25 protein-coding genes are annotated in these 24,899 nt (G+C 54.6%); 2 read left to right on the top strand and 23 right to left on the bottom strand.

What is annotated here, in order from left to right; translation table 11 throughout:
- Nucleotides 1-522 precede the first annotated feature (522 nt).
- From ACZ500_RS04330 to ACZ500_RS04255, 16 genes are all read right to left on the bottom strand, one after another.
- Complete coding sequence (locus ACZ500_RS04330; RefSeq protein WP_464231304.1) at nt 523-867, bottom strand: hypothetical protein; 345 nt, start codon at nt 865-867, stop codon at nt 523-525.
- The gene (locus tag ACZ500_RS04325) at nt 868-3,132 is read right to left on the bottom strand and encodes a heavy metal translocating P-type ATPase (RefSeq protein WP_464231303.1); all 2,265 of its coding nucleotides are present in this window, start codon (nt 3,130-3,132) and stop codon (nt 868-870) included.
- A 55-nt stretch (nt 3,133-3,187) separates the two neighbouring features.
- The gene (locus ACZ500_RS04320; RefSeq protein ID WP_464231302.1) at nt 3,188-4,102 is read right to left on the bottom strand and encodes an ABC transporter substrate-binding protein; all 915 of its coding nucleotides are present in this window, start codon (nt 4,100-4,102) and stop codon (nt 3,188-3,190) included.
- Nucleotides 4,092-4,883 (bottom strand): ATP-binding cassette domain-containing protein, encoded by a 792-nt coding sequence (locus ACZ500_RS04315; RefSeq protein WP_464231301.1) that lies wholly within the window; start codon nt 4,881-4,883, stop codon nt 4,092-4,094. Before ACZ500_RS04315 ends, ACZ500_RS04320 begins: the two co-directional genes overlap by 11 nt.
- A 1-nt stretch (nt 4,884) precedes the next feature.
- Nucleotides 4,885-5,580: a GTP-binding protein gene (locus tag ACZ500_RS04310; protein WP_464231300.1), complete on the bottom strand. Its 696-nt coding sequence runs from the start codon at nt 5,578-5,580 to the stop codon at nt 4,885-4,887.
- 25 nt (nt 5,581-5,605) lie between these two features.
- Nucleotides 5,606-6,346, bottom strand: a complete 741-nt coding sequence (locus ACZ500_RS04305) for an ABC transporter ATP-binding protein (protein ID WP_464231299.1) — start codon at nt 6,344-6,346, stop codon at nt 5,606-5,608.
- A gap of 2 nt (nt 6,347-6,348) precedes the next feature.
- Nucleotides 6,349-7,041 (bottom strand): ABC transporter permease, encoded by a 693-nt coding sequence (locus tag ACZ500_RS04300; protein ID WP_464231298.1) that lies wholly within the window; start codon nt 7,039-7,041, stop codon nt 6,349-6,351.
- Between the two features lie 79 nt (nt 7,042-7,120).
- On the bottom strand, nt 7,121-8,155 hold the full coding sequence (locus tag ACZ500_RS04295; RefSeq protein WP_464231297.1) for an ABC transporter substrate-binding protein: 1,035 nt from the start codon (nt 8,153-8,155) through the stop codon (nt 7,121-7,123).
- Between the two features lie 36 nt (nt 8,156-8,191).
- Complete coding sequence (locus ACZ500_RS04290) at nt 8,192-8,932, bottom strand: hypothetical protein (protein WP_464231296.1); 741 nt, start codon at nt 8,930-8,932, stop codon at nt 8,192-8,194.
- Nucleotides 8,933-9,079: 147 nt separating this feature from the next.
- Entirely contained in the window at nt 9,080-9,940 is an 861-nt protein-coding gene (locus ACZ500_RS04285; protein ID WP_464231295.1) for a sensor histidine kinase, read from the bottom strand.
- A gap of 555 nt (nt 9,941-10,495) precedes the next feature.
- Nucleotides 10,496-10,867: a peptidylprolyl isomerase gene (locus tag ACZ500_RS04280; protein ID WP_464231294.1), complete on the bottom strand. Its 372-nt coding sequence runs from the start codon at nt 10,865-10,867 to the stop codon at nt 10,496-10,498.
- A 14-nt stretch (nt 10,868-10,881) separates the two neighbouring features.
- Complete coding sequence (locus ACZ500_RS04275; protein ID WP_464230172.1) at nt 10,882-11,046, bottom strand: hypothetical protein; 165 nt, start codon at nt 11,044-11,046, stop codon at nt 10,882-10,884.
- Between the two features lie 148 nt (nt 11,047-11,194).
- A complete protein-coding gene (locus ACZ500_RS04270; RefSeq protein WP_464231293.1) occupies nt 11,195-11,734 on the bottom strand; it encodes a hypothetical protein in 540 nt (179 codons plus the stop codon).
- A 108-nt stretch (nt 11,735-11,842) separates the two neighbouring features.
- Complete coding sequence (locus ACZ500_RS04265; RefSeq protein WP_464231292.1) at nt 11,843-13,093, bottom strand: DUF2325 domain-containing protein; 1,251 nt, start codon at nt 13,091-13,093, stop codon at nt 11,843-11,845.
- 604 nt (nt 13,094-13,697) lie between these two features.
- Entirely contained in the window at nt 13,698-13,931 is a 234-nt protein-coding gene (locus tag ACZ500_RS04260) for a hypothetical protein (protein WP_464231291.1), read from the bottom strand.
- Between the two features lie 259 nt (nt 13,932-14,190).
- A complete protein-coding gene (locus tag ACZ500_RS04255) occupies nt 14,191-14,529 on the bottom strand; it encodes a hypothetical protein (protein WP_464231290.1) in 339 nt (112 codons plus the stop codon).
- A gap of 60 nt (nt 14,530-14,589) precedes the next feature.
- On the opposite strand from ACZ500_RS04255, the gene ACZ500_RS04250 reads away from it, so the two are divergent.
- Nucleotides 14,590-15,492 carry a PIG-L deacetylase family protein gene (locus ACZ500_RS04250; protein ID WP_464231289.1) on the top strand — a complete coding sequence of 301 codons (903 nt, stop codon included), beginning with the start codon at nt 14,590-14,592 and terminating at the stop codon, nt 15,490-15,492.
- A 31-nt stretch (nt 15,493-15,523) separates the two neighbouring features.
- Entirely contained in the window at nt 15,524-16,681 is a 1,158-nt protein-coding gene (locus tag ACZ500_RS04245) for a stealth conserved region 3 domain-containing protein (protein ID WP_464231288.1), read from the top strand.
- Between the two features lie 250 nt (nt 16,682-16,931).
- Here ACZ500_RS04245 and ACZ500_RS04240 read toward each other — a convergent pair whose 3' ends face one another.
- The 7 genes from ACZ500_RS04240 to ACZ500_RS04210 all read right to left on the bottom strand — a co-directional run bounded on the left by ACZ500_RS04240 (nt 16,932) and on the right by ACZ500_RS04210 (nt 24,895).
- Nucleotides 16,932-17,579, bottom strand: coding sequence for a hypothetical protein (locus tag ACZ500_RS04240; protein ID WP_464231287.1), 648 nt, complete (start codon nt 17,577-17,579; stop codon nt 16,932-16,934).
- Nucleotides 17,580-17,740: 161 nt separating this feature from the next.
- Complete coding sequence (locus tag ACZ500_RS04235; RefSeq protein ID WP_464231286.1) at nt 17,741-18,745, bottom strand: uroporphyrinogen decarboxylase family protein; 1,005 nt, start codon at nt 18,743-18,745, stop codon at nt 17,741-17,743.
- 25 nt (nt 18,746-18,770) lie between these two features.
- Complete coding sequence (locus tag ACZ500_RS04230) at nt 18,771-19,919, bottom strand: thiolase family protein (RefSeq protein ID WP_464231285.1); 1,149 nt, start codon at nt 19,917-19,919, stop codon at nt 18,771-18,773.
- The gene (locus tag ACZ500_RS04225; protein WP_464231284.1) at nt 19,916-20,332 is read right to left on the bottom strand and encodes a Zn-ribbon domain-containing OB-fold protein; all 417 of its coding nucleotides are present in this window, start codon (nt 20,330-20,332) and stop codon (nt 19,916-19,918) included. The genes ACZ500_RS04230 and ACZ500_RS04225 overlap by 4 nt, the downstream gene beginning before the upstream one ends.
- Before the next feature lie 23 nt (nt 20,333-20,355).
- Nucleotides 20,356-20,931, bottom strand: a complete 576-nt coding sequence (locus ACZ500_RS04220) for a TetR/AcrR family transcriptional regulator (RefSeq protein ID WP_464231283.1) — start codon at nt 20,929-20,931, stop codon at nt 20,356-20,358.
- Between the two features lie 244 nt (nt 20,932-21,175).
- Nucleotides 21,176-22,777, bottom strand: a complete 1,602-nt coding sequence (locus ACZ500_RS04215; protein ID WP_464231282.1) for an AMP-binding protein — start codon at nt 22,775-22,777, stop codon at nt 21,176-21,178.
- Between the two features lie 66 nt (nt 22,778-22,843).
- Nucleotides 22,844-24,895, bottom strand: a complete 2,052-nt coding sequence (locus ACZ500_RS04210; protein WP_464231281.1) for a hydantoinase B/oxoprolinase family protein — start codon at nt 24,893-24,895, stop codon at nt 22,844-22,846.
- Between the last annotated feature and the right edge of the window lie 4 nt (nt 24,896-24,899).

The raw sequence follows: 24,899 nt of genomic DNA, 5'->3' as shown, positions 1-24,899 counted from the left end.
GGGACCTGCCCCGATCCGGCCGGTGCATGGGTTTCATGTTCACTGCATGAGCATGACTCCTCAGCGCCGCCCGCCTGGCCGGGTGGATTCACAGCGCCCCCCCCGCTCATCATAGGCCCTCCAGACTGTGGTTGGCCCTGGGTAAAGGGGATTTGTCCCCCCTGGGCCTCGGCCATCGCCACGCCTCCGGCCTGGCTATAGGCAGGCGGGCCGCTCATCTGCCCACCATTTTGAGGTTGGATTCCAATGCTTGCTTCCATTATGACCTCCTCTCTCGTTTGGGGTTTTGTACACGTTCAAAGATTTTCAAGGGCATTTCCTGGAGCGTATGTAATCCTAATCAGGATCCATCCGGAAATGATTTCCCGGTACAACCCAGTTTCCAATCCGGAAATGAGGATTTTTAGCCAATATCAAGGAAATCAAGCGTTTGCACGGAGGACACCTGGTGGTCGCCGCACAAGCAAATGCGCAGATTGACGCCGAGATTGGCAAAAAAGACCATTTCCGGATGGAAATGAATCAGCCTTCATCGGCCAACACAGCCCTGAGTTGCTTCACCACATCGGCTGTCTCTTCTGTCCGTCCGCTGATATGACCCACACGCTCCCACAGGTCATACGGTATCCTTTTATCGTCATAATCGATGATGATGGATCGAGCGAACCTGTTAACCCGTGTGCTCAAGATGCCGGGAATCTGTATGGGATTGTCGGCTGTAAGGGTGCCGTTGACGGCCTCGAGGCCTTCCAGGGAGATCTTCAAACGGATCCTGCCGGGAATATGATGGGCAATGACCGCATGCGGCACAATGCTCATGAGACCTGCAATGATTAGTTCATCCTTCATGTCGTCAATGGCTTTCATTCATTCTCCCTCGGTCTCTGCATCCTGCGGCAACCCGGATGCTTTCCAGTTCAACAGCCGACTCGAATTGAGCAGAATCCCTAACGTATGCACGATATGCAGCATGCCGGCCATGACAGGGGTCAGCCGCCCTGCTGCGCCCAGGGCGATTCCCAGGACATTGGTGAAGGTGGCGAGATAGTAGTTCTGCTCAATGGTCCTCAGGGTCTTATGGCTGAGCTGCCGCAGAGTGACCAGACGCTCCAGTTCGCTGTCCACCAGGGCGATGTCGGCCGCCTCGATGGCCACCTCAGCCCCTCCAGCCCCCATGGCCACGCCCACCGTGGCCTTGGACAGGGCCAGGGCGTCATTGACTCCGTCGCCGATCATCACGACCCGTTTACCATCGTGCTCGAAACGCTCCACATAGTAGGCCTTGTCTTCGGGCAGCAATTCGGCCCGAAAGTCGTCGAATCCGAGGGATCGGGCAATCGCTCCGGCCACAGGCCGGGTGTCTCCGGTGCCAAGATACAGCGATGAGACACCGTCCTTCCGGAGCCAGTCCAGAACCGGCTTTGCATTGGGCCTGACCCCGTTGGCCACCACGATCATGCCCTGGAGCTTTCCATTTTTGGCCACATACAGGACCGTGTTTCCCTCGAGTATCTGCTTATGGGCCCTTGCCTTGAAATAGTTTATCGGTACACGATGCTCCTTCATGAAACGGTCGTTCCCCACCAGGATGACGTCCCCGTTGGTCCTGGCCGTAACGCCGCGACCCAGGACAAATTCACATTCCGCATGGGGTGCTGGCGTAATGCCATGGCGTTTTGCGGCATTGACCACGGCTCTGGCCATGGGATGCTCGTTGTGGATCTCGGCGATCACGGCTGTTGCCAGAACCTGGGCCTCGGTCTGTCTGGGCGCCCGTGGAATCACCTCGATCACCTCAGGGACCTCTGCGGTGATGGTGCCGGTCTTGTCAAAGCAGAAGCAGTCGGCCTTTCCCACTGTCTCGAGATGCAGACCGCCTTTGATCAGAATGTGGTTGCGTGCCGCGTTGGCCAGCGCCGCGCTCACGGCCGTGGATGCCGCCAGGACCGTGGCGCAGGGACAGGCCATGACCAGCATCACAGTAAAGGCGCGAAAGGGATCCGCAGTCAGCAGGAGGGTCGTCAAGGTGGCAAAGGTGCCCAACCGGAAGAGCCGGCCGGCCAGAATGTCCGCCTGTTTTTCAGCCGGGGCGCGGTTTTCGATGGCGTCTTCCACCATGTGGAGAATGCGGCAGAGATAGGTGTCGTCCCCCACCTTTTCCGCTGAAACAACAATGACCCCTTTTTGAACAATGGTGCCGGCAAAGACCCGGTCCCCGGTCCTGCGCAGCTCCGGTTCTGCCCTTCCGGTGATGTGGGCCTCGTCCACCATGGCCTCTCCATGCTCCACCAACCCATCCACCGGGATCTTTTCGCCGGTATGAACAGCCAGGAGATCTCCCTTTTGAACCTGATCCACCGGGACCTGAACTTCCACGCCGTCGACCAGGATATACGTATCTTTGGTCGCTACCTGGAGGATCTCACTGATGGCCCGGCGGGACTGCTCGGCCACATAATCCTCCAGCAGCATGCCTACACGAAGGATCCAGATCACCTCCAGGGCCGTCATGGCCTCCCCCAACCCGATAGCGAGGACACAGGTCCCGGCCAGAAAAGGGAAGAGGCTCATGGCTTTTCCCTGCCTGAGGTCTTCCAGGGCGTGACGGAACAGGGGAATGGCCGCGACCAGGGCAACACCGGCCACGAGTGACAGGGGACCCTGGGACAGGGGCAGTTTGAAGACCAATCGGCGGATGAGGGTGTAGCCTACAAAGGCGGTGATGGCCACCACCTCCACCAGTCGCCCTGTCAGCGACCGACGCTTTAAGGTCCTGGGTATCGGATGGCAAACCTTGCACTCCAGACCGCAGGCAGCGTGGTCAGACAAGGGAACGCTGTTCAAAGAAGCGGGGAGTGCCTTGAATAAAGTGGGCCGAAGGGCTCCAGACAAGGCTTTGGACACAAGATCCAAGACAGCGCCGGCTTCCACCTCATGAGGATCAAAGAGCAAGATGACGCTGCCGCTCCTGGGCCGGGCCTCCGCGCTCACGACACCTGGCTGCGCGCAAAGCCAGTTCTGCAAAGCGCCGCCGCGCTCCTGAGAGAACCGGATCGCCGGGACCCTCAGGCGCAGGCGTCCAGAGATATGGTGTCTGATTTTGAATTTGTTTCGCTCCCTGAGCATGAGCATGCATCCATCCTTTCCACTATTTTCTCAAGACCCCTTACTGAATTCAGATGCTGTCTCACGTATCGTCCCGGACCCTATCCGCAATGCCCAAGGCTTCAGGCCCCATGCCAAGAAACGTGTTCCAGTCCTTCCACAGGAGATTCATATGGTTTTTCTGGAAGTCGTCCGGGGGCTCGACACTGGGATTCACAGGAATGAACCCCGCGTTACGACTCAAGGCCTGCTGCGTTTTCTCTGAAAGCAAAAACTCCACGGCCTTTAAGCCGTCCTCCCCACAACTCTTTTTCAAGAGTATGACCTGCATGAGGGGAATCGCCCCGTCTTCCGGCCAGCAAAAGCCTGTGCTCTTGTCCCGGGAGAATCTGGCAAAGGATGTGGGCATAATGCCGATGTCATATTCGCCTTTTCCAACGGCCAGATTCACGTCCAAGGGCAGTCCCCGGTAATGAACCGCCTCATTGACAAAATCCCTGCCCTTGGCCCCAAGGGAATGAATGCAGAATTGTCGGAAAAGCGCCGCCGGAGGGGTCTGTTCATGGGTGCAGAGAACCCTGCCCTCGAATCGCGGCTCCAGGAGGGCTGCCCATGTGCTGGGCGGATTCTTGACCCGGGTGTTGTAAAAGATGATCAGCGGCATGATAAACACGGGTTTCAATGTCCAGGTTTTGTCAAGAAATCCTTTGAATTCCATAAACCCGTGCACAGGGTAACGATAGTCACGATCAAAATGGCCGGATTCCGCCAAGCAGGTCTTCTCCCAAAGTATCTCCGGCCGGATGGTGACCACCATATCCGGGACCTGATCCATTCGACCTCCCCTTATCGCCTGCAGATAGGTCAGGTCATCCGCATAGTACTTTTTGGAAGACGAAAAGACCTCCGAATTGGTACAGTGCTGCTTCAGCTCCGTAATCAGGGCACGGCTGACATTGACCGGGACTGAAATATAGAGCCTGCTTTTACTGGCCATCGGTTTCTCCTTGCAGTGTTTTCAATCTGTTCAAAGTCTTTTCATCCAGTCGTTTTCCCTGTCTCAGGTCCTGGCGAATTCCTGCCAGGATTTCATCTATTCTGAAAAAGTGTTCCAGATGCCTTTGCTCCCATTCATCGGAGTCGATCAGACTCGACATGGCTCCGTTCTTCATGATGATTCTTCTTGGGGCCGTCAGCATCAGGGTAGGATCGTGGGTGGCGATGAGAACCATCTTCCCTTCCGTGGAAAGGATCTCAATGCCCCGGCTCTTGTTGATTCCGGCGTTTTCGATTTCATCGATCAGCACCACCGGGGCATTGCTGATGAGTGCGGCATCCGATATCATGAGGGCCCTCGACTGTCCGCCGCTCAGGGAGGCCAGGTGCATTCCCGGGGACAGGGGTTCGCCGGCGAGGCTGTTGGCCAATCGGATGACCTCTGCCACGGAATTGTTGGTTTCCAGTCCCCTGCTTTTGGCGTGAAGATGGATAAAGCTGGCCACATCCAGGTCCATCACGAAATGCATGTTCTGAGACAGAGACGCGGTGATGCGAAGGCTGAATGGGTCCGCGATTTCACCGTTGACCCGTACTTGCCGTCCTGACGGGGAATCCCCATTTGCGAGTTGTTCGAGATCGGAAAGGAGGAGGCTCTTTCCCGAACCGGTGGGACCGGCGAGTACCAAGACATCCCCTTTCCGAATAGTGAGTTCCTTGACCGGCTCAGGGTGTCCCTGCTTGTCCGTTCCAGCCAAGACCGTGATCTCCCGTATATCCACCCTACACCTCTTGAACATCCATTTTGATGATATTGCCCATCTGAAAGTCGGCGCCGATTCTGGTCTCTCCCTCACAGTAGGAACAGACCGCGGCGGGCATGTCGTGCCGCAATTCTTTGCCTGTCAGGGTTTCCGTGTCCGGGGCCTCCGTCACCAACCGCCTCAAGTTCAAGGATCCCATTCCGGTAAGGCCATTCATCTCGACGATCTTTGCGTCCGGGTTGACTTTTGCCACGTTTCCCCTGAACACTTCCCGTTCCGCCTGCGACACCATATCGCCCTTGGTGATAACCACCACATCCGCGGTGGTCAGCATGGGGCCGATCTTTCGAGGGGTATCGATGCCGCTGAGGTTATCGACTACGGCAATGGCCATGCAGCCCTGGATGGCCGGGGCGCATCGGTGACACAGGCCCGCGGTTTCCACGATGGTGATATGGGCGTCATGGGACTTGCCGAATTTGAAGATCTCTTCAGCGTTTACCACGCCGTAGTGGTCCGGGCACACATAGTCGCTTCTGCCCACGACTACGGGGATTCCCAGCCTTTGCTTGAAAACCACTCCGTCCGCAGTCTCGTGGCAGTCGATCTTGCCCACCACCACGCGTAATGCATCCGCCTTTAGCAGTCGGATGAGATGGATGATCACCAGGGTCTTCCCCGAAGAAGGTGGGCCTGCAACCGTAATGAATTTCATTCGCCTCTCCGTTCGGTAATTGCCTCTATGCGACCGACCTGTCTGTTGAAGACGTATAAAAATCCCCATTCGATGGTGCTTCATAGAGATCCTTCCACCGGCCGTTTCCCTCGGCGTTCGACCGGCCGCATAACATATCTCCGTTCATGGGCAATTCCCGAATTACCCCTCCGTCGAACAACATGAACACCCTGTCGGCGATTCGGTTCACTTCTTCGGGATTGTGTGATACGTACAACACCGTCATGGAATCCCCATGGGTCACCATATCGCAGACCATGTTCAGCATCTGCTCCTTCAATCCCACGTCCAGAGCGCTGAAAGGTTCATCCATCAGCAGAATATCGGGCTTCAGCGCAAAGGCCCGTGCGATGGAGACCCGCTGGCACATACCGCCGCTCAGTTGCCCGGGATAGCGGTGTTCAGATCCTGTCAAGCCTACTTTGTGCAGATAACGCATGGCCGTGTTTCTTGCCTGTCGGACGGAATATCCCCAGGCCCTGAGTCCGAAGGACACGTTATCAAGGACCCGCTTCCAGGGGATCAGCCGGTGTTCCTGAAAGATATACCCCACCCGGGTGCTGCCGACCCGAACCCTTCCCTCATCCGGCGCCATAATGCCGCTGATCAGTTTCAGGATAGTGGACTTGCCCGTTCCCGAACGTCCCAAAAGGCCCGCAGTCTCGCCTTCATGGATGCAAAAAGAGGTATTTTTCAGCACCGTATGCCCGTTAAAAGACTTCCCGACATTCTCAAATTCAATCATGTCTATTTCCATTTCGTGAGATGTTTCCTGACCGGCTGAAGAATCGCCAAATCAATCACACCGACCATGGTCAAGCTGACGATAACCCACGCAAACAAGGCTGGTGTGTCCAGGTTGATGCGGGCCAGAGCAAACGCGTGCCCTATGCCGCTGTGGGCCCCGAGGAGTTCGGCCAGGATGACGATGCGAATCCCCAGGCCGGCCGCTATGGTCAACCCTGCCAAGACATGTCCTCCGATCCCCGGCAGATAGATGTCCTCCAAGAAGAGTCGCAAGTGCGCACGGTAAACGGTCCCCATTTCCAAAAGCCTGGTGTCTACCGCTTCGATCCCCTCGATGGTGTTGATATAGACGATGGGCATGATCAAGAGGGCTGTGACAAAGATGGTCTGGACGTTTCCCATGCCGAACCAGATCATGCCGACCACCACCAGAATAACGGGCGGCATGGTCATCAGGCACCATCGGAGCGGCTCCAGCAACCACCTCACCCCCGCATTCAGGCCAGCTGCGAGGCCCGCTGCAAATCCGCCAAGGCTCCCCAGGAAGAGGCTCACCCCAAAACGCTCCACGGTTATGAAGACGTTTTTCCAGAATGCCGAGGTCTGGACCATTCGGCCCAGGCTGTAGAACGTCTGAGACGGTGAGGCGATAACGATTTCATGGAAGACCCATGCGAGCGTCTGCCAGATCAAAAAGAATATCCCGATTCCTGCAAGGCCCCAAAACAACCTTGTCATTTTGGATGGGCCTTGCAGGCGCGGCATCAAACGTTCATTCATAAAACCTTGCATCGGGCAGCTTGCCGCCGATGGATTCGGGGTTCATTTCCAGAAAGCATGAGAACATGAATTCCACATCATCTCTCGCATCGTTACCGCTTACGGACTCAAAAATCGTATACTTCAATGCGTCCTCAAACGCCGGGGCATTGACACCTTGAACATGCTTGGCCGCCATCAAGGCCGCAGGTCCCGTATTCTGTTTTACCCATGCCACAGCCTCGTCATACGCCTTTGTAAAGGCGGCAACGAGGTCCGGATGTTTCAATGCACGCGGGGTGGCCACGACACCGGCGTTCGGGAACCTGGGACCCCGCCCGGTAGCCCTTCCCCATTCCTCCTGGATGTCCACTGCTCGCCTGAAATTCAGGCCCTTTTCCCTTGCCTTCAAGATCACGAGCGCGGCCCCCGGTTCGATCATCAGGGCGTGTTTTGCCTTGCCGGCGAGCAGACTCATGGTGGTGTCCAGGGGAGAACTGACGTATTCAATTTCAAAATCCGTAAAGGGCGTCAGCCCCTGTTTGACCGCGATGCTTCGGAAGATAAGATCCGGCTGGTCGCCTCGAAAGGGGATAAAAATCTTTTGGCCGCGAAGATCTTGTATCCCCTTTATATCGGGATCGGCACTGATAATATAAAACACCCCCCATACGGAAACGCGAAGCAACCTGAGTGGGATACCCTTATTATAAAATATGGCCCCCACATTGCTTGGGATAGAAACAAAATCCGCCTCTCCCCGTGTCAATATGGCACGTAGTTGATCCGGCGTGTTCCATATGACCAGATCCACCTCTTTCGCCACACTCTGGAGCAGGTTGTTTTCCACAATGTAGGCCATAGGCATTGCAAGAGGTGAAAAGGGACTTGCCAAAATGACTTTCTCTTGCAGGTTATCAGCAAAGCATGCGCTTGCCCAGATCAGCAATATACTGCCCATGAGCACCGCTCTCTGTAACCGCTTGGCTATAACATTCATTTTTGATTTCCTTTGGTTTTCAATGTCATCAGAGATTCCCCCGCCCATACGGGATATCCATATGAAAAGGGGGTTTCATCCAACTCAATTGACTGAAGCGGCATTTACAATTTGAAGATACCTACCCATAATTTTCAGCTCAATTTCATACTCTTTGCCGTCTACAAATAAGGATGGAACACGCAGAATCCCATTCTGTCCGAAGTAGGCCGTCTCTTGGATATCAAACCGGTCGATCAAGGGCAGGCTCTCCATGTTAGCCACGGCCTGGGCCCGAAGAGCATTTTGGAAGAACAACTTCTGCTCATTCGTCGCCTTTCCTGTCTTGACAAGCGTTCGGTAAGTGAAGAATTCCTTCGGATAGAGATGCTCATTTGCCTGTACCTTCCACGCCTTGCCTGTAGACTTCTGAACAAAGAAGAAGCAGGCGTCCTCAATGGTCAATTGGGTCGCATCCGTAGCGTCTATCATAAACATCAAATCCTCGTGAGCCCACCCCATCGTTTCCACAAAGAGTTCTTCAGCTCCATCGGTGGTCCATCCCGTGTAGATCTGGATATCATCCCTCGGAATGACGCCGTCATCAAACTGGATCGCCAGGAGTTGGAGGGCCCTGAAGCAAAGGCATTTGCAGATACACACCTTTGTCTTTCCGTCTTCCACCTCCATCTTGACCTGATCGAAATCATATGAGGTATCCACATCGTTGACGTTAACGACCACGTGATTCGTAGAGATGGTCCTCGCCTGGGAGACCGAGGCCATGCACACAAAAGCCAACAACAGCACGGGTACCAACCATTTACCTTTCAGCATCTTCCTCATAACGAACCTCCTCCTATTAGTCGATCGATTTGTCTGTAGTTTGATCTCCGCTTGCATCACACATAAAAAAACCACCATCATCCCCGCTTTTACAAAAACCGCGATCTCTGTCCCGCTTCGCATGCGAGGAGTCCTGTCCCGCAAGGATCAAACGATGCAGCCATCGCCTCGGATCAAGGGAAAGTAGACCGAGAATCGGGCACCGGCTCCTTCCTTGCTTTCCACATCAATCCATCCCCTGTGACGTTGAACGATGGCGTACACGATGGCCAAGCCAAATCCCGTATTGCCATGCCTCTTTTTGGTTGAAAAGAAAGGATCGTAAATCCTGGGCAGCAGATGCTGCGGGATTCCGGATCCGGAATCAGAGACCGTCAGTACCACAAATTCCCCTGGTCTCGCATTGGCATGCTTCAGACAATCCTCTTCCAAAAGAACCGCATTCTCGGTCCTGATGGAGATAGACCCGTCTTGGCACAGGGCCTCTTTCGCATTATTGATCAGGTTGGAGATGACCCTGCAGATCTGCGTGGCGTCGCCTGCAATGTGGGGGTTATCCGCAGCAAAATCAGTTTCAAGAAGGACTCCCTCGGGCATTAACTCTTTCAAAATATGCACATTGTTCAAAACCTCCTCGTTAAGATCTATCCGATTCTTGGGGTGCTCGTCGGTGCTCGCCAGGTTCATCATATTCTCGATGATCTCCGAGGCCTTAAGACACACGTCCACGATCTGCGACGCGCGTCGCAGGGTCACGGAATCCCCTGTCGAATCCTTGATCAAACTGGCATTTACCGCAATGACGTGAATGAAATTCCTGAAATCATGGGCAACTCCCCCGGCCATGAGCCCAATGGATTCCATTTTTCGATCATGGGTGTATTCAGAGAGGATATGGCCGACTGTATCCATATGGGCATTGAATTCAGACAGACAATTGCTGATCCTGTAGGAAAGCCTTTCCAGGTTGATCCTCATTTTACCGATATCATTATCTATGTACTCCATGGGAAAATCCCCTCTACCCGTACCCGACACTTCCGGAAACCATTTCATTCAATCTGACGGCACCATCTTTCCCCCACCCAGAAAAAAAGGCGCAACTCGATGATAATCCTCCCTCTCGAGTTGCGCCTTCACTTGACCCGCGCCAAGACATGGTCGGGACACGTAAGGCATGCCTTGTAGAGTTAGCTACTACTTACTTAGCATTGCGGCTCTAATCTATACGTCGAGAGAAAATTGTCAAGCATTTTTTCTAATAAAATTCCCGGCATCTCCGCAGAAATTCCGAGGGCGCGTTTCTTCCCATCCCCTCAATAGAATGCTGAAGCATCTTCCAATTGTAGGATTGGCCCTATGCTCTTGCCGAGGGTGGCCATTGCAGCTTTCAAGGCAGAGCCGCCAAAGGCACTGCTTTGACTCACCATCCAGGCAGTGAAAATCGGCTGCGCACACGTGTCCTGCGGTCAAAAGAGATTTCAGGGTCTTTTCGCTCATTTCAAGGCGGACTCTTTTTTCATCGGTACGCGCCATATCGAGGCCTCCACACATCAATCGATCTTAATTCTCTCTCCCTATTTTCAAGCGACAAAGGCAATTTTGGCAGTTGCCGTTGCAACGGCATGAGGGAACCTTGGCTGGGACGATGACACGACTCCCATTGGGTGCCATTTCAAACCCATTTTTGCCTTTAAAATAAAGGCGCTCGGTCGGCACGATGCCCTTTCGCAGCTCACACTTAAGAATACCGCAGCCAAAAGGATGCATCTCGCGCAAGTCCTGGGTGTCGATAAACACCCGGCCCTTGCCGTCGTAGCTCTCATATATCATGCGAATCAGCACCCAGGCCGAACTGCCATCCAAGTCACCCTTCGGGCGAAGATGAAGATTGCCGTTGCTCTTTCTCATCTGAACGCTGAAATAACCAGCCATAATTTATCTCCTAATTAGTGTCCATCCGGAAATGATTTCCCTATAGAACCCGGTTTCCATTCCGGAAATGAGGATTTTTGGCCAATATCAAGGAAATCAAGCGTTTGTGCGGAGGCGACCTGTGGGTCGCCGCACAAGCAAACGTGCAGATTGACGCCGAGATTGGCCAAAAAGACCATTTCCGGATGGAAACTAATTACTGCGCATCTATTCCAATGCATTAATCAATATTGAATTTTTCGATTCAAGGCGATAAACAGATTCCCTAATCCTCGATAGATATTCAGGATGATCTACTGGATTTCCCGGCTGATTGCATTGCCCGTATCATTTCTGAACCAACAATTGATACTCTCTATCCCTGTAATCTTGGGTTTTATTATACGCTCCATCAACTTTTGCGCGGACATCCATTTCGTATCTGATATCTTTCATTTTCGATATTCCCATGGGCTGCGCCCGCTTACTGTATTCCATTCTTATTCTCTCACGCTCTTCCCTTTTCCTTCTAGCCGCAGCAGTGTAAGGAATTCCATATATTTCCCTGTAGACCAAGCGGGCGTATTCCCTCGAAAAGCCGAAGGTGTTCCCTACATCAGCCAGAGATGTTGCCGGATTTTCGATCAGGTTTTTGAACTGAGCCACAGCCCCTTTACCATGTTTTCGCTCAAAACGGGCTTCAAAGCCGTCCTTTTTGCTAATACCCAATCCACGCCGGAGTTCTCCGATCCGCCCCCGGCTGACACCCAAAATCCCGGCGATTTCGTGGTCGTATAGCGCTTCGTCTTTCGCTTTCTTTTTGAGGAAGCTATAAAGAGTCAAACCAAAATGCTTCCTTGCATAAGCTTCCAGATCCCCTTTCCTCACCTGCGATTCCTCCTTTCAAATTTTTCGTTCCATCCGCGGAAATAATGATTCGCCTCATTGCAGATCCCGGTCATACATATCTCCTCATCCTTCCATAAAATGACTTTCTCAGTTGCCGCACACATAGACACCGCCATTTCCTCTCAGGGCCTGTGCCATAGCGCTCAAGCTGGAACTGGCCAGGATGCAGACCTGCTTATTGTGTTTCTTGCCCAGGCTTTTGACCAGCGAACAGGCCGCATGGCTGTTGCAGCTGGCTGGGCAAAGCACAATATCCGCCCGTCTAAGACTGCTTTCGAGATTCTTCTTACCGCTTTTCACGTAGCCATTATGGTATTCGAAGATACCACCACTATCCTCAACCATTTGGCGATAAAGGGCCTCCATTTTTGTCAGCCCTCCCACAATGAGGATGCGTCTTTTGCAAAGATCAAAGGATGGGCAGTTCGCGTCACACCGGTTGCTGGCGAGCATCACCTTTACGAGTTCATACGCCTCCTTTTCAAAATGGTTGCTCAAATCTCTGTGTCGAGCTAATTCGCACGCGAGATGATGATTTTCTTCCATGAGAGTAACAGTATGACCTTCCTTTTCGACGATTTGGGCAGACATCGCACTCAACTCTCCCCTGAGGAGCGTATTCTCCTTTTCAAATTCGTTGATGATCTGACTTTTTTTCAACGAGGAGAGTTCCATTTTCAGCCTTTCGTTTTCTTTTTCGAGGCCTGCTAATTGTTTTGACAAGGCAAAATTCACTTCTTGTTGGCGAAGGTTTTCATTCTGCAAAACCTTTCCCGCACGGGCGACCTCGTTGGCCTTCAGAGCCATCTTTCGTGACGCCTCCTCTTGAAAAGCCAATTGGCGCCTGAGCTTAGCGCCACGCGCCGCATTTTCGTGCATGGCCATGTGAATGGCGCCGAATATCGCTCTCCTCGATTGAATGGACAAATCCGCCCGTGTGGCGGCCACCCAGAAGACGCCGGCATATTCGCCGAAATGAAAGCTGGCTTCCCATACGGACATGAAGGCCTTTTCCTCCAAGTCTGTCAGAGACGCAATGTCCTTGGAAAACTTACGGTTCAGTAGACGATCCATTTTCTCGGAGAAACGGACTTTCTTATCCGCACCGGAAACCAGGATTTCATGGATTTCAAAGGCGTTCTTGCGCTTGAGCGATATTCCCGTCTTTTTTAGAATCTGTCGTTGTTCTGAAGCGCTCAAGCAGATACCTACAACCGGACATTTGAAGAAATATTCTATCTCCCAAAGCCTCAAGCGTTTAGGCATGTTGTCGGAACCCTGTTGCTCTAGCGGCAGATGAACGTTCGAATCGGTGTCGACAATTTCCGGTTCTTTCATGGTTCACAACCTCCTTCGCATCACTTCATCATCTGGTTTGAAAAAAACAGGAAAGGTGCGGCTCGATCGATCATCCAGCACAACGCTCAGTTCTAGTCTGGAGGCGCCTACAGTCGTTTGGCTGATACAATTCTTCGACGCTTCTTCGAAGCGCCTCCAGCATATCCCGCCTGTCTGCTGTTTCGATATGTTCATAATTTCTATAAGACTTAGGTATTTCTAACTTTAAATTCAAAAAAAAGTTCAATCCAGAAAAATTTGCTGAGCTATACCTCCGCCAATAGCCAATCTCGCGTTTTTTGCCCGGACCATGACCAAACCTCCTTTGTACTGGGTCAACGCGCTAAAAGCGGCGCGTGGAAAAATCTCACGCTGTAAAGTCTCGATCGAATGCCACAAATCGTTTCCTATTCTTTATGCTATTTCCCATGAAATCCAAATGTTTTCATCCCGTCTTTCCGTTTTGCACCCAAGGCGTTGCACTTGAACCGCGGAAAAAGCTCTATGGAAAAACGCCTTTTTGATACGTTGAGGACACTAAAAGTGTTTTGGGTATCTAACTACCACGTCGAAAAACTCAAGTCAAGCTCATTTTTTCGGGATTTCAATGGCCGCTCAACCCGAGTTCCGGCTCAGCAGGGACTTCCTGGCTTCCACATCCAAATTTTGTTAATAAGTCTCCATCCGGAAATGATTTCCCGGTACAACCCAATTTCCAATCCGGAAATGAGGATTTTTTGCCAATATCAAGGAAATCAAACGCTTGCGCGGAGGCGACCTGTGGGTCGCCGCACAAGCAAACGTGCAGATTGACGCCGAGATTGGCCAAAAAGATCATTACCGGATGGAAACTGATAAAAACAAACGGTACACCGCTTCGGTTCTTTCAGATCATTGAGTTCCCTTTTCCTGGGGGCGATTCTGGAACATCGAGTCCCTGATGCCAAACCAAATGAGGCTTCCCCCGGCGGCCCCACCCGCCAGGCTCCTCTCCGCTTCGAAAAATAGCCTGCCACCGGCTCCCGGGAAGCGGTTCCCGAGCCCAGATTCCGGCCAATGCAGTCTACTTCTCAATGATTCAGTACGACAAGAATCCTCTACTGCACCGTCGACGTACCAGGAGAACTTCCCGATATGGAACTCGAATCGTGCAGGCTGCACTCCTGAGGGATGCGCTCGAGTCTTTGCACAGGATACCCTTTCGCCTCAGCCGATTCCACCAGGGTCTCGTAAACGTCCTGGTCCATGCAGGGGATTTGGCTCAGGATGCAGAGATACCTCCCGGCGGATCCCTGCCTGAGCTTCTTGTTCTTTCCCCGGTTTTTTTGGTAGGATTCTCTATTACCTTTGTCCTGCCGCTTCCATACCCACACCTCATCCATCGTCCATCGAGGGGCCTCTTGCGGCGGATGCTTTGGAAGCGTGTCAGTGGACACGGGAAGCGCTCCCTTTTCTGATGCTTAGCAACCTGTTACGGGGGAAAGAAGGGAAAGGACTTGAACAGGGCTATTTTCGACGCACTCCTGGCCGGCTTGAAAACCTTCAATCTCGGCTGGAATCTGGCGAAGTCAGCAGTGCTTTGGCCTGCGTTCAGGTCCAGAGGCTATTCGACGGAGTTTCCACCTGTAAAGCGCATCATGGTCTTGGCGCCGCACATGGATGACGAAGTGATCGGGTGCGGGGGAGCGATTTATCGTCACGCGCGGCGGGGGGGAAGGACAACCTGCGTGTTCCTGACCAACGGGGCCGCCGGCCTGAGTGGGGCAGGACGGGAAAGCGTCTATGTCGCGCGCCGCAGGGAAAGCGGTCGGGCAGCGCTGGTACTCGGCATCGACCGGTTGGTCTTCTGTGGACGTCCGGATGGGCACTTGAAATCCGATCCGGACCTCGAACGCCGGATCCGAGACATCATCGACGAGGAAAGGCCGGAGATCCTATTACTCCCTTACCCCTTCGACCCGCACCCCGATCATCGCGCCGCTTTCGGGGTTCTGGCCGACGCCACCCGGGCAATGCCGGAATCTGAGATCCACCTCCTCCTTTATCAGATCCGGACACCCATCCCCTGGAGAACCATAAGTGTTGTTCTGGATATCTCCCATGAACTTTCTGCCAAACGCGAAGCATTCGCCGCGTTTGCATCCCAACCGGAGAAAACCTTCAAAACCGTTTTGCATCTGGGCAGCTGCCAGCGCTTTCTGATCGGAGTCAAACCGAGAGCTGTGGAGGTCTTTGCCTCGCTCAGCCTTTCAAACGCAGGCCGCGTCGGCTATAATCTGCCGTTCCAGGGCCCGCAGGTCAGCCGGATCCTTTGCGTCGGGCGGCATGCCCTGCGCCGGGGAAGGCTTCTGCATACGCATCCGGTGAAGGAACCAAATGGCTGGAAAAACATCGTCTGAACCCCCGCGGCAGCCCGCCGCCTGTGGGAACATGAAAAGAACGCGCATCCTCTGTCCGGAAAACCCGGGCCTCACGCTGCATCCGTTCAGCCACGACCAGATTTTTTCTTGCCAGAGGAAATCCCAAACCAACCTGGGACAAGTATTGAGGTGGGGATCTTCGGCAACGGAACCGCAAAAGGTCGACGCCGTCTACCTCTGGGTGGACGGCGAAGACCCGACCTTTCAGAAGCTGCGGAACTCAGCCGCACGACGTCGGACGTACAAAGAATCCCTTGCACCACAACGTTTCAGGGACAACGGCGAAATGCGGCACTCCCTGCGGTCTTTAGAATCCCACGCTCCCTGGGTCGACAAGGTCCACATCGTTCACCAGGACATTCTACCTTCATGGCTGGACATCTCCAACCCGCGCATTCGAACGATTCGGCACGAAGAGATCTTCCCTGACCCGTCAGTCCTCCCCACCTTCAATTCCTGCGCCATCGAATTGAATCTCCACCGCATTCCCGGCCTGTCCCGGCGATTCCTCTACTTCAACGACGATCTCTTTCTGGGGCGGGATCTACCCTTCCCAGACTACCTTGACCCAGAAGGCAGGCAGCGTTTCTTCCTCGAACCCAACCCCATTTCCCTCTGGACGTGGACAAAACCCATCCACGACAAGGCCTATGCGTACACCCTGAGACATATACGCCATTTTCTGGGAAGAAGACGCTATAACGAATGCCTCCAGGTTCTCGCCTCGTCCAGCCGCGGCTGGCGAAGGCTCCTGCCTCCTCGATGCCTGCTGCCGGCCCATGTACCCCAACTCTACAACCGAGATGCGCTTTCCGAACTCGAAACCCATTTCCCGGAGGAATACCGTAAAACCCGGGCTCACAGGCTTCGGTCCCCGGAGGATATCGTTTTCAGGATACTTTACGGCTTTTATCTCGTGGATAAGGATGCGCTGGAACCCCGCCTCCTGGACTGGGATTCCCCGGCTTACGTCTTTGTCAGACTAGAGTCCGATCCCGCCGGAATAAAAAGGGCCTTTGACCGCATCACGGCCATCGACCCCGCTTTCATCTGCGTCAACGACGACTTGGATAACGTCCCCGAAGAGAATTCTTCCCTTGGCCTTTGGCGCGAATTCATGGAGAAACGCTATCCGGTTCCGTCGAGTTTCGAAAGAAAGACTGTTTGACATTCCCGGGCCGGGCATGAAGCTGGAAAGAGAGGGGCTGAAGTTGCCGCCTCTCCTCTCGCTGATTAAACGGCTTAGCAGCGTGTTGAAAAATCCGTTGTGCGCGGGCCGTTGAAAAACGGCCGGATGCAAGGCTTGCCAAATCCTGTGGAATGAAGCGCACTTATAAATGCGCCGCAATGACACGGAATGAGCGTAACGCAGCAGACGGACGTTTTTCGACAGCCTTCTAGGCATCGACACCCAGGGTTCAAAGCCTCACCCATTTCATGTCGTCGAATCGCTCCGTACAGCGGAGAATCCTGGTGTGATAGTTGTCTACATATTCGTTCTTCAGCTTCATGGATACATCCCTGAAAGCTTCGTTCTTGATTAGTTTTCCTATATTTTCAGGATCTTTCACCGTAAATTCGGCGACAATCTGGCTCGTTCCGCCGAACAAGACGTTCCATCCCCCGGTCACTTCCACGTAGTCGATGGTCTGCATGACAGGCAAGTGCTCATGGATCACGAAATCATTGTACCGCTCCCTTTTTCCCGGTCTGATGTCATAGTATTGATTGAATTTCCACACACCTTTTTGAATCGCATATTTCTCCCGTTTTACATTGCCTGTTGGATATAAAACGTATCGCCTGTAGTTGATAACGAGCGATCTCAGCTCGTTGTTGAGGGCATGGAATCGGCGATTCCCTATGATCGCCACCATATCCTGCAGCGTTTCCGTTGAGTTCACGCCGATGATACGGGGACCGAAGCCGACCTCGACATAATATCCACCGACAGAAACCAAACCCATAGACGTCATCGTCGGTATATACACATCCGATATAAACCGGCCGTAATCCGACCCCTTTCCAGGCAACACATCCCATGTCTCACAATAAAGGATCGACATATGTCCTCCTCCTTATATCTCCCAGCTGTTGGATCGAACCCATCGGGAGAAGCAGGTGCATGCCCCGTGGTCCAGAGTGCGGCACTCCGCGGTCGTCATCGGGCAAATCCAGCGGCGGCCCGGGGGTGGCGCAGCCATCGCGGCCCGGGCGAACCAACCGATCAAGGTTCCGTTATCCGCTCCACCATTGCGCTGAGTGATTCAATCGGGGTGCCGGGAGCGACCTCCCAGGGCGTCGAAAGGAAAAAACCGCTCCCGGCGTCCATCACCTGTGACAGGATCGAATCAAGGCGTGCGGATCGATCCGCTGAATCCGGGAATGGGCAGGCCACCCCCACACACATTTCATAGCGGTCCATCAGAACGGAGAGGCTTTCCAATGCTATATCGAAGGCTTGCGCGCCTGCGAAAAAGACCGCATCCGGTCCGATCGTAAAATACTTTTCGAGTTCCGCGATGTCATAACGATGAAAGGCCATGATCGATCGGACATCGAAATATTCCAACACATTCCAGAAGGTTTGGTAAATAGGTCCGATCCGCTCTATCTCCGAGGGCGTAACCCCTTCCCAATCTTCCTCGATCAACCAGATCGCATCGACCCTCAGGTTGCAGTATGCCTTCACGAGATCGAGGACAATCCCCTGAATGTCATTCAGAAACGATTTCATTTCGGGAAAATCCGCCTCCGTGAGGCTGAAGCGATCCATCAGGATCGTGCGCAGCAACGTTACAGGGCTGTTCACCACCCCGATGACCGGGGTGTCCTGGCCGATCACCTCGCGCATTTCTGCAGCAGCATCGAAAATCAGGCTGACCGGGGGGACCTCCGCCGCGGTAATCGACCGTTCCGTAATGCCGCTCTTTCTACCCGACGACAGGACCATCTCCTTGATGTCCTTCGGCACCCAATCGAAGGAGCGCCCCAGAAGTTCCAGTTCGACATAAGGATCGCAGTGGCTCAACACCGCGTCATAGCCGAAGAGTTCCTGAGCCGACATGAGGGCTTTGGCAAAATGGGTGCTGTTCGAAAACATCTCCTGGATCGACATCTTGCCGATGCGGGAGGCGTAGCTGTAAACAAGAGGAACGAAGGGAGGACGCTGCCATTCCTTATGGTCAAAGAGGTCTTTCCACAACCGCTTCGGCGATTTCTTCTTTCCCATTTCCACGACCTCCTTCATTCTCCGGTCATCGGGTAAGGACATTGACCGTGCAGGTTCTGGCATCCGCGTCCTTGTCGCCCCCCATGCATTGGGCGAGAAAGGTTTTTGCATCGGGTATCTGACGGTCTCCGGCCTCGCCCCTCAACTGCCGCACCCCTTCGACCACCTGGGCGACGCCTGTCGCTCCCACCGGATGCCCCTTGCTGAGAAGCCCGCCCGAGGTGTTGACCGGGATGCGCCCCCCGAGGCGTGTGGCGCCGGATTCCACCAGCCGCCCCCCTTCCCCTGTGGGACAGAGCCCCATGGCTTCGTAGTGCATGATCTCGGCGATCGTGAAGGCGTCGTGGCACTCGGCGCCGTCGAGGTCCTCAGGCCCAAGACCCGCCTGCTCGTAAGCGGCCTTGCACGTGCGGTAATCCGTCTCCCAAGGTACGAGATCGAGCGGGTTTTCATAACTGCCGGTCCTCAAAACGGACGCAGCAAGCCGGACCGGGTCGAAACGATAGCGCTTCGCCTTGGTGCCGGCACACAGGATGACCGCCGCAGCGCCGTCGGCATTGGGGCAGCAACTGAGCCGTGTCAGCGGGTCGGCGATCATCGGTGCGTTGAGAACGTCTTCCACCGTTATCGGGTCCCTGAACTGTGAAAGAGGGTTGAGCCCCGCGTGAAAGCGATTCTTCACGGCCACCTGCGCCAACTGCTCCGCGGTCGTTCCATATTGCGCCATGTGGCGCAGGGCCCTCATGGCAAAACTGGCCGGCGTGACAAGCCCCTCCAGGATATCCAGTTCGGTGTCCCCACCGCCGAGCAGACCGAAATTCGGGACGACCATCTTCTCTGCACCGACCACGACGGCGACGTCGTAAAGCCCTGAAGCCACACCCGTCCAGGCCAGATAGAGGGCTGAAGAACCCGAGCAGCAGGCGTTCTCGACATTGATGATGGGGATGCGGTTGATCCCCGCCTGCCAGAAAATGGTCTGTCCGCCGGTGATCACGCCGTGCAGATCCCCGGCCAGCGCATACGAGCAGAAACCCGCTTCGATGTCGGCGGGCCGGATGCCGCCGTCTTTCATCGCCTCCAGTATCGGCAGCGTGGCCAGATCCATGAACGACGTTTCCAGGTGTTTACCGAATCGCGTCATTCCGACGCCGATGATATCGACCTCTCTCATGCCTTCTCCTTGGATTCTTCAGGAGTAAAGTAATAACGCAGACACGGCTGCTCGTCAGCCCCCAAGCCCAGGGGCGCCACCCGCAGTTCCATGGGCATGCCGATCGCCAGATCCTGGAGCCTTTCAGGGTCGAGGAGACTGATAATGCGCAGGCCGTCTGTCTGGAGGTCGACGTAGCCCACGGCATAGGGCTGAGGCAGCCCGAAGGGGGCCTTGGTCCGTACCAGCGCGAAGGAATAGAGGGTGCCCCTGCCTGAAAGTGGGACCGTTTCCACAGACCCCTGGCACACCGGACAGACGAAGGGCTTCGGGAAGTACCTGCGCTCACAGCCGGGACAATACCCGCCCAGAAGCCGCGGCGGCGGGCCTATCTCGAATATGCCTTCCAAGACCGGTTTCACTGTTTCACTCATGCGAACCTCCAGGATTCAAACCTCTATTGCTTGCTGATGCCGTGAAATATAAAACTCACGATCGTATCGCCGATGTCCTCAGGCCTGAGCCCACCGCCCTCTTTGTACCAGCGGAAAAACCAGTTGATCATGCCGAAGATGCTGAAACTGAGCACGGTGAGGTTGATGTCCTCCATCTCATTTTGTTCGATCATCTCCCTGAGGGTCTTCATGTAGATGGCGCGTATCTCGCGTTGATAATCGTCGACTATGGCTTTCCTTTTTCCTTTCAGCCAGTAATGATCTTCGACGACGATTTTCGTCTGCTTTTTGTTTCGTAAACCATGCGTAATCATGTGATGCAAAAGCATCTCTCGCAGCCTCTCCGCAGGATCGCTGATCCGAGCTTCGATGCTTTTCAGACTGGAAAGCAATTCCTGAGACGCAATCGATATGATCTGAAAAAGCATTTCTTCTTTATTTTTGAAATAATGATATAATAAAGAATTGCTAACGCCCGCCTTGACTCCAATCTCGCGAATCGATGTGCCGGAGTAGCCCTTTTTATAAAAAAGATCTGCAGCCGCTTTGAGCAGTAGTTCCTGAGTGCTTGCGGGCATTACACTACCTCCACTTTGGGCCGGCCCTCGCCTGTGACCATTACACTGTCCATTCCAAACCCAGTCATGGGCTTGACGGCACCTTCCAGCATTCCCCCATCAGGATACCGAACGGATCCTGCAAGACGATCATCTCATTCGGATTTTCCTTGACGGGGGAGCGTACACCATCAGAAAGACAGCCGAAAAATGCCGATCACAAGCAACCTGCAATCCTTTTCCCTCCGATGCCGCCTGGATCGTTTCACCGCTTGAGTTTGTATCCAACCTTATCCCTGTCCCATGTATCCGGTGTCACACCCTGCTCCCGCAGCAGGTTCTTCTGCACCCGCTGGGTGGGCGTCTTCGGCATCGCTTTCATGAACCGCACGTAGCGTGGGATCATGAAATACGCCATCCTGTCCTCGCAGTGGGCCATCAACTCCTCGGGGGAAAGCGCTTTTTCCGGCTTCAAGGTGATCACGATCATGACCTCGTCCTCGCCCAGGTCCGACTTTACCGCCACCGCAGCGGATTCGAGGACGGAGGGGTAGGAGTTGATCACCTTTTCGACTTCATACGAGGAGATGTTCTCCCCCCTCCTCCTCAGGGCATCCTTTTTCCGGTCGACGAAATGGAAATACCCATCCTCATCGTAATAAAGGTAGTCCCCCGTATGAAACCAGAGGTCCCGCCACGCCTCCACCGTCTTCTCGGGCATGTTGTAATACTCGAGGAATATGCAGTAGGGCTTGAGCGGACGCAGCAGCACCTCGCCGGGCGTGTTGGGGCCGACCTCGCTTTGATCGTCGTCCACGACCTTGACGGTGTAGTCGGAACGGCACCTGCCGCACGTGCCCGGCTTCCGCATGCCGATCGTATTCTGGAGCGGAATGCCGATCTCGCTCATGCCGTACCCCTCGAGAAGGGTCACCCCGAAGCGCTTTTCGAAGGCATCGAAGAGGTCCATGGGCGCCCCTCCGCCGACCATGATCCGGAGGGGGTTGTCGGCATCGGCAGGCTTGGGGTCGGCCTTGTAAAGGATCGGAAGGATTCCTCCGATGTAGTTGAACTCGGTGCAATGATACCGTTCGATATCGGCCCAGAACCGGGACGCCGAAAACCGTTCGCACAAAACCATACGTGCGCCGCTCAGAAGGGCCGGCAGGGTGGACAGGACCTGGGCGTTGCCGTGAAAGAGCGGCAAGGCATTGTAGAGACAGTCCTCTTCCGTATAACGGGTGACGTCGCAGATGCATTCGGCCATGTAAATCCCATAGTTCTGCGGCAGCAAAGACCCTTTGGAGGGGCCGGTAGTCCCCGACGTGTACATGATAATCTGAGGATCCGACCAGGTGACGTCCTGGGCTTCGTAGACACCGTCGTTGTTCACAATCGAACGCCAATCGACGAGCTTCTTGCCGGTATCCGTTTTCACCTTGTCTTCTCCACCCAACAGCACCAGCGTCTCGACCTTTGGCAGAACGCCGAGTATGGGCTGCACGCGATCGAGGTAGTGGGCATCCATCACCATCATGCGGCTGTCCGACTGATTGACCATGTACGTGAGGAGATCACCCTTGTGGGCCGTGTTCAAAGGGACTTCGATCGCGCCCAGCTTGGAAAGCCCAAACCACACCGAAAGGAATTCCGGTGAATTATCCATGATGATCGCGACTTTGTCCCCCTTCTGGATCCCCATTTTCTGGAGTCCTGACGCGGCGCGATTCGCCATCCCGTTCAAATCGTTGAAACTGTATTCCTGTTCTTTGAAATACAGGAACGTCCGGTCTCCGTACCTCGCCGCCTGCCTCTCGAGGAGCACATGCTGCACCCGTTCCCGTGCAATCCCTTTTGAACCACCCATTGCAGCCCTCCGCATCATCCGTCGTATGAAAATCCAGCCCTCGATCGATCAGGATCCTATCCAGCGCTACGCTGCAGCGGCCTCCGAGGGGTGGGGATAGTTGCCATAGTATTTCAGGATCTCGGCAGGCGGCCTCTTCTTCAGCCATTCCTTCTCGAATTCCCCGTAATCCTGCCCGAACCGCAGCCTCTCTGCCAGCGCCTCTTCACGCAAGGCTTGCGTCGCGCTCTGATCGACGCGGAACGTCGTCTCGTCGTAAACGACCTTGTAGACGTTCTTTGCCTGCCAGGCAGTCGTAATCCCCGCCTTGACATCAGAGGCAACCGCCTCGGGGTTCCTGTCGAGCACATCGCCGTATCCGGCCCCGCCCCCGGCCGCAACCAGGAGGATGTCCCCCTCTTCATAGGGTGCAAAAGGCATCGTGACCTGATGCATCTCATGGCTCCCCTGGAGGCTGCCTTCCCTTTCGAGCTCCAGAAGACTTGATGGGATTGACCTGCCTGTCTGCTCCCATAATTGCTTCAAACCGGGTTTCCGAATGGAGTGCACCGCCGGAGTAGCGGCCGCATAGCCGCCGAACAGCCCTGTACAGCAAGGGAATGTGGATCCGAAACCGAGAGACCCCATGAAAACGAGCGGGACCTTGTGCACGACAAGGCCGTATCCCAGGCCATTTCCACCGCGTTGCCTGCCCATGCCATGGTTCTGAAAGAAATTCCGGAAGAGATAGACAAACGGTCTGTCCGCCTCGGTCGTTTCCACATCGCTGCAGTCGCTCATCGTCGCAAAAAAGGACCCGGCGACGTCCACACCATCCGCGTCCGGACGCGCACCACATCCGGTTCCGTTCATCTCGGCGGCGATGTCGGCCATGGGCTCACCCCACTGGTTGAAACCGCCGTACAGCAAGAAACCGAAGCCCGTGTACCACGGCGCGACGGCATGCAAAGGGTCCTGGTTGTATGAGAGTTTCGCCCCGATATGGAAAAACGACTGGGAAAAGGCCGTCTGGATGAAAGGCGCCTGTCCCGTGGGCGTGTCCCCGGAGGCGTTTACAACGCTGTTATCGGGAAACTCCCATTCCAAAATATCGAGAAGCGCGTTGTTCGCCGGCAGACTGTGAAGAAACCAGCCGCACAAATAGACCATGGCCAGCCCGATCACTCCTTGAAAATAAGTATTCATCGGCCTGTCGGGGATCGTGGGCGAGCTGTCCTTCAGCCTGAGCTTCATGATCTCGCCCCTTTTCTCCACCTCCAGATTGAGCTTGATGAGGGTCGCTTCCGGGCCCACGCTGTCCATGAAGACCTGGTGGCGGAATACGCCGTCAGGCAGTTCCGCCACCTTCTTTCTGGCCGCCTCCGCGGTGTCCGCCAGAATCTTTCGAAGCCCACCGATAAAGAGATCCGTGCCCTTTTTCTCGAGCACATCGAGGATCCTGCGCTGGGCGATCCGACAGGCAGCCAGCCGCGCCTTGAGATCCAGTATGAAGGTGCGCGGGTCCCTGCCCGCGGTCGCGAACATATTCAGGATATCTTCGCGCAGGGTGTAGTTCTCACCGATCTTGAGAGGAGGCACGAGGAAGCCTTCGTCATATCGCGATCGTGACGTACTCGGTGCACCTCCCGGTTCGGTGGCGCCGTTCTCCCCTGTATGCACGACCGCTCCGGTGAAGCAGACAAGCTTCCCCCGGTAAAAGACGGGCACCGCAACACCCATGTCACCGCCGTGGACGCCGCAGTAGAACGGGTCGTTGAAGAAGAAAGAATCGCCTTCTTTGATTTGGACGGACGGTTCGTTCAGCCAGTGCTTCACAATATATTTGATCGGGATCTGGCCGAGCGCGGCATGGAAGAAAATGCCTGTCGCACACACCGCCAGATCCCCCTGAGCAGTGTAGATGCCGAATGCTACGTCCCCCCAGCGCATGCCTGCGCTGGCTCCCAGCTTCTGGGTGGTCTCTTTGCCCTCGAGGGCGATCATATTCGCCTTGTGGCTGAATATCTCCAGTTCGACCGGGTCCAGATTCTCCATGGCCCGGGCCTCTTCGGGCGTGATCGGCTCCGGCCGCAATCGTTGCACGACCTCATAATCCCTGCCGTATGTATTCACTTTCATACTC

It is taken from the genome of Desulfatiglans parachlorophenolica, from assembly GCF_055394735.1.
This window is presented reverse-complemented; position numbering and strand designations above follow the sequence as displayed.